The organism is Streptomyces yamdrokensis (assembly GCF_053890455.1).
Genome location: NZ_CM132679.1, coordinates 626930 through 639704, shown reverse-complemented (window position 1 = coordinate 639704; position 12775 = coordinate 626930). Strand labels below are relative to the sequence as shown.

10 protein-coding genes are annotated in these 12775 nt (G+C 70.7%); 2 read left to right on the top strand and 8 right to left on the bottom strand.

What is annotated here, in order from left to right; all coding sequences use genetic code 11:
- Window positions 1–73: 73 nt before the first annotated feature.
- Window positions 74–1078: a fibronectin type III domain-containing protein gene (locus ACWZEH_RS02380; protein WP_456200029.1), complete on the bottom strand. Its 1005-nt coding sequence runs from the start codon at window positions 1076–1078 to the stop codon at window positions 74–76.
- 326 nt (window positions 1079–1404) lie between these two features.
- Between ACWZEH_RS02380 and ACWZEH_RS02375 the strand changes: the two genes are divergently transcribed.
- Window positions 1405–2127 (top strand): glycoside hydrolase family 75 protein, encoded by a 723-nt coding sequence (locus ACWZEH_RS02375; RefSeq protein WP_456200028.1) that lies wholly within the window; start codon window positions 1405–1407, stop codon window positions 2125–2127.
- A 46-nt stretch (window positions 2128–2173) separates the two neighbouring features.
- On the opposite strand, the gene dhaM is transcribed toward ACWZEH_RS02375, so the two are convergent.
- The 5 genes from dhaM to ACWZEH_RS02350 form a co-directional block, all read right to left on the bottom strand.
- Entirely contained in the window at window positions 2174–2587 is a 414-nt protein-coding gene (gene dhaM, locus ACWZEH_RS02370; RefSeq protein WP_456195292.1) for a dihydroxyacetone kinase phosphoryl donor subunit DhaM, read from the bottom strand.
- Window positions 2580–3197, bottom strand: a complete 618-nt coding sequence (gene dhaL, locus ACWZEH_RS02365) for a dihydroxyacetone kinase subunit DhaL (protein ID WP_456195291.1) — start codon at window positions 3195–3197, stop codon at window positions 2580–2582. The genes dhaM and dhaL overlap by 8 nt, the downstream gene beginning before the upstream one ends.
- A 48-nt stretch (window positions 3198–3245) precedes the next feature.
- Complete coding sequence (dhaK, locus tag ACWZEH_RS02360) at window positions 3246–4238, bottom strand: dihydroxyacetone kinase subunit DhaK (RefSeq protein ID WP_456195290.1); 993 nt, start codon at window positions 4236–4238, stop codon at window positions 3246–3248.
- A 294-nt stretch (window positions 4239–4532) separates the two neighbouring features.
- Entirely contained in the window at window positions 4533–4784 is a 252-nt protein-coding gene (locus ACWZEH_RS02355; RefSeq protein ID WP_456195289.1) for a hypothetical protein, read from the bottom strand.
- 243 nt (window positions 4785–5027) lie between these two features.
- Window positions 5028–6713: a ribonuclease J gene (locus ACWZEH_RS02350; RefSeq protein WP_456194016.1), complete on the bottom strand. Its 1686-nt coding sequence runs from the start codon at window positions 6711–6713 to the stop codon at window positions 5028–5030.
- 681 nt (window positions 6714–7394) lie between these two features.
- On the opposite strand from ACWZEH_RS02350, the gene ACWZEH_RS02345 reads away from it, so the two are divergent.
- Window positions 7395–8996, top strand: coding sequence for a peptide chain release factor 3 (locus ACWZEH_RS02345; protein ID WP_456195288.1), 1602 nt, complete (start codon window positions 7395–7397; stop codon window positions 8994–8996).
- Window positions 8997–9208: 212 nt separating this feature from the next.
- Here ACWZEH_RS02345 and ACWZEH_RS02340 read toward each other — a convergent pair whose 3' ends face one another.
- Both ACWZEH_RS02340 and ACWZEH_RS02335 read right to left on the bottom strand, forming a co-directional pair.
- Window positions 9209–11017 carry an ABC transporter ATP-binding protein gene (locus ACWZEH_RS02340; protein WP_456195287.1) on the bottom strand — a complete coding sequence of 603 codons (1809 nt, stop codon included), beginning with the start codon at window positions 11015–11017 and terminating at the stop codon, window positions 9209–9211.
- Complete coding sequence (locus ACWZEH_RS02335; protein ID WP_456195286.1) at window positions 11014–12747, bottom strand: ABC transporter ATP-binding protein; 1734 nt, start codon at window positions 12745–12747, stop codon at window positions 11014–11016. Before ACWZEH_RS02335 ends, ACWZEH_RS02340 begins: the two co-directional genes overlap by 4 nt.
- Window positions 12748–12775: the final 28 nt, after the last annotated feature.

The following is a 12775-nucleotide window of genomic DNA, read 5'->3' as shown; positions in this document are numbered from 1 at the left end:
TTCCGGCCGCCGCCGGGCAGGTGACGGCGTCCGTCGCCCGGTCGAACCCGCCCCCCGGCCCGGCCCGTTCGGCTCAGCGCCTCGGGCCCGTCGTCACCGTGCGCTCCGTGGAGAATCCGCCCCAGGTTCCGTCCGGCAGCCTGGCCCGGATCCGTACCCGATGGCTGACTCCCGCCTCCCGTCCCGCGTAGAAGCTGTACGCCGCCCGGTCGCGCGGTGCCTGTCCGCCGTAGACGACGGAGGTGGCCGGGCGGCCGTCCAGCTGCACCTGGTACTCCGTGATCACCCCGTCCACACGCGGCGGCACCCAGCTGAGGTCGATGTGGTACGCGCCCTCGGCCCGGTGGCTCGCGGCGCGGAAGCCGGTGGGTGCCGCGGCGCGGCCGTCGTCGCTGCCCGGTGTGGTCAGGCGGAGGGGAGAACCGGCGGGAGACAGGTTGTCGGCCGCGTCCCGCGCCCGGACCGTGAAGGAGTAGCGGGTGCCCGGCCGAAGCCCCGTCACCACGGTGGCCGTCTGGCTCCCGCCGACACTGTGGATCTTCGTTTCTCCCTGGTGGACGTCGTACGACAGAACACCCCGGTCGTCCGTCGAGGCGGACCAGGACAGCTGGACCGCCCTGCTGCCGACCGCTTTGCCGCGGAGGTCCGGGGGAGGGCCGGGCGCGGACCGGTCGGCCGTCGTGGTCGCCGGCGTCGTCGCCCGTGCCTCCCGGCTGCGCGGCCCGAACCGCCCTTCCGCGTCCCGCGCCCGGACGGTGAAGGCATACGTGGTGGAGGGCCGAAGCCCGGTCACATCCACCATGTGCCTGGAACCGGGCACTTCCTCGACCTTTGTGGTGCCCCGGTACACCTCGTACCGGCTCACCCGTGCGCTCGGGGCGACGACGGTGTTCCACATGACATGCACACTGGTGGCGCTGCCGGCCTCGGCCGTGACCCCCGCCGGTGCCCCGGGTGGCTGCTCGCCGTCCCCGGTGCCGGCTCCGGACCCGCCGCCGCAGGAGACGACCAGGAGGAGGACCGGCGCGAGCGCGCCGCGGAGCGGGAGGGGCGATCGGAGTGCGTCCCCGCGCGGCAGGAGAGGGCGGCGCGGGGGCGCGGCAACGGCAGCGGGAACGCTTCGCACGACTCTGCCTCCCGACGGCACACGGGGATGGTCCGGACCAATGGCCCGGACTTATGGTGGCGTGGGTGACGCGCCCACATCAAGAGGGTGGTGCCGTGGATCCGGCGACACCCCGCCGTGTAAGGACACCGGCGCCGGCGCGAGCCCTCGGCCCACCGCCCGGCGGCCGGACATGCACCGTACGGCCCTGTTGAGGTGGCCGCGCCAGGGGTCCGGCACGAGATTGGGCCAGGGCCCAGTGCCCGTCCGTGTCCCCTACGAGAGGCCCGTCAACCGTGATACCTGTCCAGCCGCTCGCACTGGCCGTGGCCGGCGTCGCCGTGCTCACCCCCACGATGCTCCACAGCACCTCGTCGCACAGTTCCTCGCCGCAGGCCCGTCCGGAAGCACCGGCCGAGCAACAGGAGGGCTCCGCCGACACCGTCGACGCCGCCGACCTCCTGGCCGAGGTGCGTGACTGCACCCCCGTCTCCCGCGGCAAGTACCGGAGCGACCAGGGTGCCCCAGCCACCATCCCGGTGTGCGGCACCGACGAGGCCGTCTTCTGGAAGGCCGACATGGACATCGACTGCGACGGGCAGCCCAGCGCCCGCTGCAGCACGGCCACCGACCCGTACTTCTCCGCCTCCACGGCGTTCGCACAGTCCGACGGCCGTCCGCTGAACTCCGCGACCCTGCCCTTCGTGGTGGTGCCGGCGCCGAGCGCGCTCTGGGACTACCGGGCGCACGGTGTCCGGGGCGGCTCGGTGGTGGCCGTCGTGTACGGAGACCAGGTGCAGTACGCGGTGGTCGGCGACACCGGTCCCGCCGGCATCATCGGCGAGGCGTCCTACGCGACGGCCGAAGCGCTCGGCATCGACCCCGACCCGCGGAGCGGCGGGACACCCTTTGGTGTCACCTACATCGTGTTCAAGGGCAGCCGGGTGACTCCCATCGAGGACCGGAAGGCCGCGGTGGCGGCGGGGGAGGAACTGGCCCAGCGGTTCGTGAACGGCGACTGAGCCGAACCAGCCGCCCGCCCGCCCCTTTCCGCCGCGCCCGTGCCCGTCAGGTCTTCCGGTAGGTGTACGCCTCCGCCGCCGCGGCCGCCACCGCCGCGAGATCCGCTCCCGTCGAGGCCGTGACCACCGCGGCGACCGCGCCCTCCACGAAGGGCGCGTCCACCAACCGGGTGTCCTTCGGCAGTTCGTCGCCCTCGGCGAGCAGCGCCTTCACGGTGAGCACCGCGCTGCCGAGGTCGGTCAGGACGGCGACCCCGACGCCGCGGTCGACGGACGCAACCGCGGCGGTGACGAGGTCGGCGCTCGTACCGAGGCCTCCGTCCTGCGTGCCGCCCGCGGGGGCCACGGGCACCGCACTGCCGGCGCCCGCCAGGCCCTTGGCCAGCTCGGCCACCGACGCCGCCACCTGAGCGCTGTGCGACACCAGGACGATGCCCACCAGCTTCCCGCCGTCACTCACCGGAGGACTCCCCGGCCTCGGCGGCCTCGGCGAGGCCCGCGATCAGCAGGGCCGACGAGGTGGCCCCGGGATCCTGGTGTCCGACGCTCCGCTCGCCCAGGTAACTCGCCCGGCCCTTGCGGGCCCGCAACGGCGTCGTGGCCACCGCACCCTCCTCGGCGGCGGCCCGCGCCGCGGTGAAGGAGTCGCCGAGCGCTTCCACCGCGGGCACCAGCGCGTCGATCATCGTCTTGTCGCCGGGCGCCGCACCTCCGAGCTGCCGTACCGCGTCCACCCCGGTGCCCAGTGCCTCGGCCAGTTCCTCCCTGCTCACCTCGGTGGCGTCACCGAGTGCCTTGCCGGTGCGGCGCAGCAGTGTCCCGTACAGGGGCCCGGAGGCGCCGCCCACCGTCGAGATCAGCAACCGCCCGGCCCGGGTGAGCACGGCGCCGGGCGTGGCGGGCGGCTCCTTGTCGAGCGCGGCCCGCACCGCACCGAACCCGCGCTGGAGGTTGCTGCCGTGGTCGGCGTCACCGATGGGCGAGTCGAGAGCGGTGAGCCGCTCCGCCTCACGGTCGACGGATGCGGCGGTCACCGCCATCCACCGGCGGAAGAAGTCGGCATCGAGCACTGGAACTCCTCGCGTACTAGGAACTGTGAACCCTCTACCCGGTGTTCCTCACATGCCCCAGCGCAGTCCCGGGGTCTTCACCGGCGCGTCCCACAGCCGCAGTGTCTCCTCGTCGACCTGGCACAGGGTGACCGAGGCGCCCGCCATGTCGAGCGACGTCACGTAGTTGCCCACGAGTACCCGTGCGACGGGGACACCACGCTCGCCGAGCACCCGCTGCACCTCGGCGTTGAAGCCGTACAGTTCCAGCAGCGGGGTCGCGCCCATGCCGTTGACCAGGACCAGGACCGGATTGCGCGGCGTGAGGTCGTGGAGGATCGCGTCGACGGCGGCCTCGGCGATCTCGCCCGAGGTCATCATCGGCCGCCGTTCCCGGCCCGGTTCGCCGTGGATGCCGATGCCCAGCTCCAGCTCGCCCGCCGGCAGATCGAAGGTGGGGCTGCCCTTGGCGGGCGTGGTGACAGCGGTCAGGGCCACGCCGAAACTGCGGGAGTTCTCATTGACCTGCCGGGCGAGGGCCTCCACCCGCTCCAGCGACTGCCCCTCATCGGCCGCCGCGCCCGCGATCTTCTCCACGAACAGCGTCGCCCCGGTGCCGCGCCGGCCCGCGGTGTAGAGACTGTCGGTCACCGCGACATCGTCGTCGACCAGTACCTTCGCGACCTGGATGCCCTCGTCCTCGGCCAGCTCGGCGGCCATGTCGAAGTTGAGCACGTCACCGGTGTAGTTCTTCACGACGAACAGCACCCCGGCGCCGCTGTCCACGGCAGCCGCCGCCCGCACCATCTGGTCGGGCACGGGAGAGGTGAAGACCTCTCCGGGACAGGCGGCCGAGAGCATCCCGGGTCCCACGAACCCGCCGTGCAGCGGCTCGTGCCCGGAGCCCCCGCCGGAGACCAGGCCCACCTTCCCGGCCACAGGAGCGTCCCGCCGGACGATCACCCGGTTCTCCACATCCACCGCGAGCTCGGGATGCGCCGCAGCCATCCCCCGCAAGGCATCGGCGACCACGGTCTCCGGCACGTTGATGAGCATCTTCATGGGTATCTCCTGGAGGGCTTGGCAGGTGGGTTCTTGACTTGCGTTTTTGCTGGTCAGATTAGGCGTGGACAGCTTGCGATCTTGGTGGTCCGCGGCACTGGGTGCCGGTCGTGAGCGGGTTCCGACGGTGCTGGTGCCGACTTCGGTGACGCCGCATCAGTTCTTTGTGGCGGGTCGACTGTGAGTCGGTAGAAGCCCTATAAAAACAATATCGACCTTGCGGCCGCGAAGGTCACGTGCGCGGACCTCCATGGCGCAACACGTCGCCCGGTGGTAAACAGTCAGCCGGTCCCGTCACGATGTTGAGATCCGGCGCGTACCACAGTGGTCCGCGCCGACCCCGTGATGGTGCCGCTGCACGTACTTCTTCACCATGCTCTCGCCGCCGGGGTGGCCGCGCTCGCGGAGTTCTTCGAACAGGCGGCGGGCGGCGGTGCAGCCCTCGGCCCACCGCCCGTGCAGGTAGGGCTTGAAGGGATCGAGAATGCTGGTGCGGCCGGTCCACCGCCCGGCCGGCAACCCGCCCGCGTCGGCCGTGTGGGCCAAGCGGCGGACGATGTGGCGGGCCGGGCCCAGTCGACGGCGATCGGCCGTACCCCGGGCCCTTCGTCCAGCAGCGTGTGGACGGCCACGTGCTGCTCGCGCGGTCGGACAGGCGACCGGAGTTTCTTGCGGCTCGCGCGGCAGGGCCCGGTGCTGGAACACCGTCTTCTCGACGGCCTCGGGCGAGGTTCTTCCAGATGTCGGCCGCCGGCCGGCGACCCCGGAGGTGGTGGGTCCGGCTCCGGCTCAGGCGTCGATGATGACGGGGATGATCAGCGGCCTGCGGCGGTGGGTGCGGAAGGCCCAGTTGGCCACGGCGCGGGCGACGAGCTGTTCGAGCTGGTGGGCGTCGCCGACGCCTTCCTGGGCGGCGGTGGCCAGCGTCTTCTCGATGACGGGGACGACGGGTTCGAAGGTGGTCTCGTCGTGGACGAAGCCGCGGGCCAGGAAGTCGGGTGCCTCGGCCAGCGCCCCGGTGTCGGCGTCGACGATGGCCACGACGGTCACGACGCCTTCCTCGGCCAGGGTGAGGCGGTCCTTGAGGGATGCCTCGGTGGCGCCGCCGACCTCCATGCCGTCCACGTAGACGTTGCCCGCGGGTACCTTGCCGGTGATGGAGGCGCGGCCGTCGACGAGGTCGACGACGACGCCGTCCTCGGCGATGACGACCCGGTCGGGGTCGACGCCGGTGCGGATGGCGAGGTCGGCGTTGGCGCGCAGGTGGCGGAACTCGCCGTGGACGGGCATGACGTTGCGGGGTTTGACGATGTTGTAGCAGTAGACGAGTTCGCCGGCGCTGGCGTGCCCGGAGACGTGCACCTTGGCGTTGCCCTTGTGGACGACGCGGGCGCCCCAGCGGGTCAGTCCGTTGATCACCCGGTAGATGGCGTTCTCGTTGCCGGGGATCAGGGAGCTGGCGAGCAGGACGGTGTCGCCCTCGCCGACGCGGATCTGGTGGTCGCGGTTGGCCATCCGCGACAGGGCCGCCATCGGCTCGCCCTGTGATCCGGTGCACACCAGGGTGATCCGGTGGTCGGGGAGTTTTTCCAGTTCCCTGGTGCTGACGACCAGCCCGGAGGGGATCTTCAGATAGCCCAGCTCGCGGGCGATGCCCATGTTGCGGACCATGGAGCGGCCCACGAAGGCCACCTTGCGGCCGTGCTGGTGGGCGGCGTCCAGGACCTGCTGGATGCGGTGCACGTGGCTGGCGAAGCTGGAGACGATGACCCGCCGGGGGGCGGTGCGCATCACCTGCTCGATCGCCGGGTTCAGCTCGCGCTCGGAGGTGGTGAAGCCGGGGACCTCGGCGTTGGTGGAGTCGGTGAGGAAGAGGTCGACGCCCTCCTCGCCCAGGCGGGCGAAGGCGCGCAGGTCGGTGATGCGCTCGTCGAGGGGGAACTGGTCCATCTTGAAGTCGCCGGTGTGCAGCACCATGCCGGCTCCGGTACGGATCGCCACGGCGAGCCCGTCCGGGATGGAGTGGTTGACCGCGACGAACTCGCAGTCGAAGGGGCCAAAGCCCCGCCGGTCGCCCTCCTTGACCCGTACCGTCCGCGGCCGGATGCCGTGCTCCTTGAGCTTGGCCTCCAGGAACGCCAGCGTCAGCTTGGAGCCGACCACGGGAATGTCGGAGCGCTCGCGCAGCAGGTAGGGCACGCCCCCGATGTGGTCCTCGTGTCCGTGGGTCAGGACGACGGCCGCGATGTCGTCCAGGCGGTCCCTGATCGAGGTGAAGTCGGGAAGGATCACGTCCACCCCGGGCTGCGTCTCCTCGGGGAACAGGACCCCGCAGTCCACGACGAGCAGCTTGCCGGCGTGCTCGAAGACGGTCATGTTGCGGCCGATTTCGCCCAGGCCGCCCAGGGCGGTGACCCTCAGCCCTCCTTCGGGCAGGGGAGGGGCGGCTTTGAGTTCGGGGTGCGGATGGCTCATACCCTGACGTTATCGGAGGGTCGTCATGGTGATCCACCGGAGCTCGTCACGAAGACCCGTCGTACATCCGAAGGGCGGACCGGGCGGCGGTGGTCGTGTTTTCCCGTCTGCGGGTTTTGGGCGTTCACGCGTACGTACGAGGACAGGTGCCCGCATGGCGTCGCCGGGCAGGCGGGAGCTGTGTGTCCATGCCCGCACGTGTGTGTTCTTCGGCCGAGCGAACGGAAAGTGAACGGTGCAAAGGACGGGGATGCAGGAGAACGACTTGTCGCCACCCGAGGGAGCGGAGGCGCCCCGCGAAGTCGTCCCAGTACAGAGATTGCCACTCTACCGTGACGTCAGGGTAGATTTGTGGGTGGTAAGGGTGCCGGGCGGATGACCCGAGGTGGTGGAGCCGTGGGTGAGAGGCTGCTGCCGAGCGCACCATGGGTGGCTTTCGTCTCCACACCGGGGGTGAAGTGCGTCGGCCGGCGCTGGTGCGGCGGATGCGGCCGCTCGGCTCCTGCCCGGACGAAGTCCGCGCCATGCTGGAGGCAACGGAGCAACACCCCTATGGACGGGGCCGTTGCCGGAGAGCGACGAACAGACCCATGAGGAACTGGTGAAACTGTTGCGCACGTACTGGGTGAGGGCCGACGAACGATGCCAGGGACCGCGGGCCGGGTACGCGGGGGCGGTGCGATGAGTGCTTCCCGGGAGGGGGTGGCTTCGGAGGCGGCCCGGCGGCGGACGTTCGCGGTGATCAGTCATCCGGACGCGGGCAAGTCGACGCTGACCGAGGCTCTCGCCCTGCACGCGCGGGCGATCACCCAGGCGGGCGCGGTGCACGGCAAGGCCGGGCGGCGCGGGGTGGCGTCGGACTGGATGGAGATGGAGAAGGCCCGCGGGATCTCGGTGACCTCGGCGGTGCTGCAGTTCGCGTACCGCGGGTGTGTGCTGAACCTGCTGGACACTCCCGGTCACGCGGACTTCTCCGAGGACACCTACCGGGTGCTGGCGGCGGTGGACTGCGCGGTGATGCTGGTGGACGCGGCCAAGGGTTTGGAGGAGCAGACCCGCAAGCTGTTCGACGTCTGCCGGCACCGCGGCATTCCGGTGATCACGTTCATCAACAAGTGGGACCGTCCCGGGCGCGGGGCCCTGGAGCTGCTGGACGAGATCGAGCGGGAGTTCCGCCTCCGGCCCACCCCCGTGACCTGGCCGGTCGGGGAGGCCGGACACCTGCGGGGGCTGGTCGACGTGCGCGAGCCGGGGCGGATGCTGCGCTACACCCGCACGCCCGGCGGCGCGCACGAGGCGGGCGAGGAGGTCGTGTCCGCCGATCGCGCGGCGCTGGAGGAGGGCGCGGACTGGAGCGAGGCGCTCGAGGAGCTGGACCTGTTGCGGGCCGACGGCGCCGTCCACGACCGGGAGGTGTTCCTGGCGGGCCGGAGCACGCCGGTCTTCTTCGGCGCGGCGGTCTCCAACATCGGGGTGCGGCTGCTGCTGGACGCCGTGGTCGACCTCGCCCCGCCGCCGGGCCCGCGGGTGCTGGAGGGCGGGGGGAGCCGGCCGGTGGACGCCCCGTTCTCGGGGCTGGTGTTCAAGGTGCAGGCCAACATGGACCCCGCTCACCGGGACCGGATCGCGTTCATGCGGGTGTGCTCGGGCGTCTTCGAGCGGGGCATGACCGTCATCCGTGCCGCCTCCGGCAGGCCGTTCGCCACCAAGTACGCGCACAGTGTCTTCGGTCAGGACCGCTCCATGGTCGACCTGGCCTACCCCGGCGACGTGGTCGGCCTGGTCAACGCCGCCGCGCTGCGGGTCGGCGACACCCTCCACACCGGCGGGCCGGCCGTGTTCCCGCCGATGCCGACCTTCGCGCCCGAGCACTTCGCGGTGGTCCGGCCGGTGGACCTGTCCCGTTCCAAGCAGTTCCGGCGGGGCATCGCGCAGTTGGACGAGGAGGGTGTGGTCCAGGTCCTGGCCTCCGACCTGCGCGGTGAGCAGGCGCCCGTGCTCGCGGCCGTGGGGCCCATGCAGTTCGACGTCGTCACCACGCGGATGGCCGGCGAGTTCTCCGCCGCCGTGCGGCTGGAGATGCTGCCCTACCGCCTGGCCCGGGCCACCGACGCCGCGGGCGCCGAGGCACTCAACGGCTCCCGCATCGTCAAGGGCGAGGCCCTCACCCGCCTCCGGGACAAGGCCCGGCTCGCCCTCTTCCCCGACCGCTGGCAGGCGGGCTCCTTCCAGCGGGAGTTCCCCGACGCACGGCTGGAGCACCTCGTCGCAGCCCACGACTGACACCCCGGGTGGGCGGCACCGGGGCGCTTTTGCTGGTGCCGCCCGGCAGTTCGGTGTGCCGGGCTGCCGGACGACGGGCCGTACCGGTACAGCGACCCGGCTCGGTGGGGTGGAGCGGGTGCGGTGCGAGAGGCCGCAGTGGGCAGGACAAGCGCGCGACGCGCGTCACGTCGAGGCCGCGTGAGTTCAGGAGCGGCACGTCCCGGTGCCGGTCAGATGGTCGCCGGGGGCTCGGTCGCGTCGGGGAACTGGGCCTCGTACAGCCGGGCGTAGGCGCCGTCGGCAGCGATGAGCCGGTCGTGGGTGCCTTGTTGGACGATGCGTCCTGCCTCCAACACGAGGATGGTGTCGGCGTCTTGGATGGTGGAGAGGCGGTGGGCGATGACGAAACTGGTCCGGTGGGCGCGCAGCGAGGTCATGGCCCGCTGGACGAGCAGTTCCGTGCGGGTGTCGACCGAGCTGGTGGCTTCGTCGAGGACGAGGACGGCGGGTCTGGTCAGGAAGGCGCGGGCGAGGGCGATGAGCTGTTTCTCGCCGGCGCTGAGATGGGCCGCCTCGTCGTCCAGGACGGTGTCGTAGCCGGCGGGCAGAGTGCGGATGAAGTGGTCGGCGTGGGCTTCACGGGCGGCCCTGATGATGTCCTCCCGCTCCGCGCGAGCGTTTCCGTAGGCGATGTTGTCGGCGATGGTTCCGGAGAACAGCCAGGTGTCCTGGAGCACCATGCCGATGTGGCCGCGAAGTTCACCGCGGGTCATCCGGGAGATGTCGGTGCCGTCGAGGGTGATCCGGCCGTCTGTGGTGTCGTAGAACCGCATGAGGAGATTGACGAGTGTGGTCTTGCCCGCTCCGGTGGGGCCGACGATGGCGACGGTTTCGCCCGGCCGCACGGTGAGGGAAAGACCTTCGATGAGCGGCTTGTCCGGCTCGTAGCGGAACGAGACCCTGTCGAACACGACGTGTCCCTGCCTTGTGGCGGGCCGGGCCGGTGCCGTCGAGTCGGGGCGCTCCTCCTCGCCGTCGAGCAGCGCGAAGACCCGCTCGGCGGAGGCCACGCCGGACTGTATGAGGTTGGCGTAGGCGGCGATCTGGGTGATGGGGTTGTTGAACTGCAGGGTGTAGCTGATGAACGCCTGTATGTCTCCGATCGTCATGGTTCCGGAGGCGACCCTGAGCCCTCCGATCACGGCGATGAGCACGTAGTTCAGATACCCGACGAAGGCCATGGCAGGTTCGATCACACCGGAGAGGAACTGTGCAATGACGCCGGACCGGTACACGGTCTCGTTGCGGTCGTCGAACTCGCTGATGGCCTGGCACTGCCGGCCGTGGACCTTGACCAGGGCGTGACCGGAGTACATCTCCTCGACGTGTGCGCTCAGGCTGCCGGTGGAGTTCCACCGCCGTACGAAGTGCGGCTGCGCGCGCCGGGCGATGCTCCTCGTCACCAGCGCGGCCACGGGCACGGAGACGAGAGCGACGAGTGTGAGGACGGGGGAGACGATCAGCATCATCGTCAGGGTGCCGACCACGGTGAGAACCGCCGCGACGAGTCCGCCCAGTGACTGCTGGAGGGTCTGGGAGATGTTGTCGACGTCGTTGGTGATGCGTGACAGCACATCACCGCGCGGCTGCCGGTCGAAGTGGCTCAGCGGCAGCCGGGTTAGTTTCGTGGCTGAGCGCTCCCGCAGGCGGTGGGCGACGCGTTGAGAGATTTTCGTCGACAACTGGCCGCGGATCACGGCGAAGAAGACGGACACGAGGACCAAGGCGGTGACGACCAGCAGCAAACGGCCCACCGCGTCGTAGTCGACGCTCTGCGCGCCCGCCCCCTCGACGATGAGATCGGTGACCCGGCCGAGCAGCAGGGGCAGGGTCATGGTCGAAGCGATGGTCGCGATGCCTGCCAGAACCGTCGCGATCAGCAGCGCACGATCCGCCCGCATCTCCTGGAGCAGTCTCCGTCCAGAGGCCCGCAGATGCAGTGGCCTGTCCACGGGTGTGTCGGTCTTCCCTCTGCTCACGGCGCCTGCTTCTCGGTGAGCTGGGACAGGGAGATCTCCCGGTAGGTGGCGCTGGAGGCCATCAGTTCGGTGTGTGTGCCGACCTCCTCGACGCTGCCCTTGTCGAGGACCACGATGCGGTCGGCGTCGCGGATGGTGGATACGCGCTGGGCGACGATGACGACGGTGGCGCCGTGCAGAGTGGCTTTCAGGGCCGCGCGCAGCGCCTTCTCGGTGGTGTGGTCCAGGGCGGAGAAACAGTCGTCGAAGAGGTAGATGTCCGGTTGGGCGACCAGCGCGCGGGCGATGGACAGCCGCTGGCGCTGACCGCCGGAGACGTTGTGTCCGCCCTGGCCGATCGGAGTCCCGAGCCCCTGGGGCAGGGCCTCGACGAAGTGGCGGGCCTGAGCGGTCTCCAAGGCCCGCCAGAGACCGTCGTCATCGGCTGCGGGGTTTCCGTAGCGCAGGTTGGACGCGATCGTTCCGGAGAACAGATACGGCCTCTGCGGTACGTGGACGACGGCGCCGGCCAGGGCGGCAGGCGCCACGTCACGGACATCGACGCCGTTGACCAGGACGCGGCCCCGGTCCGGGTCGAACAGGCGCGGCACCAGATTCAGGAGTGTGGTCTTGCCGGCCCCGGTGGAACCGATGACGGCAACCGTCTCACCGGGGCGGGCCATGAGATCGACTCCGCGCAGTACCGGCTCGTCGGCACCGGGGTAGCGAACCTCCACGCCCCGGACGACCAGTGAGCCACCGCCTCGCGGGAGGGCTGCCGGCGCGGCGGGCGGCCGGACGCGGGTCTCGGTGTCGAGGACCTGTGCGATGCGCCGGGCGCAGACGACGGCCCGGGGCGCCATCATGAACGCCGTGGCGGCGATCAGCACGGAGTGGAGAATCTGCATCAGGTAGTGGAGGACGGCCAGAAGTGAACCGGCCTGCATCGCGCCGTCGTCGACCCGGTGCCCGGCGAACCACAGAACGGCGATGCTCGATCCGTCCGTCACCAGCATCATGGCCGGTTTCATGAGGGCCGTCAGCCCTCCCAGGCGCAGTGAGGCCTCGGTGAGGCCGGCGTTGGCGTCGGCGAACCGTGTCCGCTCGCGTTCCTCCTGAACGTAGGCGCGGATCACCCGGACACCCGAGATCTGTTCCCGCACCACGCGGTTGACCGTGTCGATACGACTCTGCAGGACCCGGGAGACGGGCCCCGTCCGCTTGATGAGCAGGAAAAGAACACCGGCCGGCACGGGCAGGATCGCCAACAGGAGCAGTGACGTCGGAACGTCATGGCGGAGGGCCAGGGCCAGACCCCCGACGCCCGTGACCGGGGCGACGGCCGCCGTCGTGAGCGTCGTGAGCACCAGCATCTCGATCTGCTGGACGTCGTTGGTCGTACGGGTGATCAGCGAGGGCGGGCCCAGACGGCCGACCTCATGGACGGACAGGTCCTGAACCTTGCGGAAGACCGCCGCGCGCAGATCGCGCCCCACCCCCGTCGAGACGCGAGCGCTGTAGTACACCGCGGCCACGGAGCACACGATCTGGACCAGGGTGACCGCGAGCATCACAGCACCGTTCCGCAGCACGTGGTCGCTGTCCCCGCGCGCCACACCGTTGTCGATGATGTCGGCGTTCAGGGCCGGCAGGTACAGCGTCGCGCAGGTCTGCGTCAGTTGCAGTGCCACGACCAGGGTGATGTCGCGGGCGTACGGGCGTAGACGTCTGCGTAAGAGTCGGAAAAGCATGGAAACCCCCCAAAAGAAGCCGTCGTTG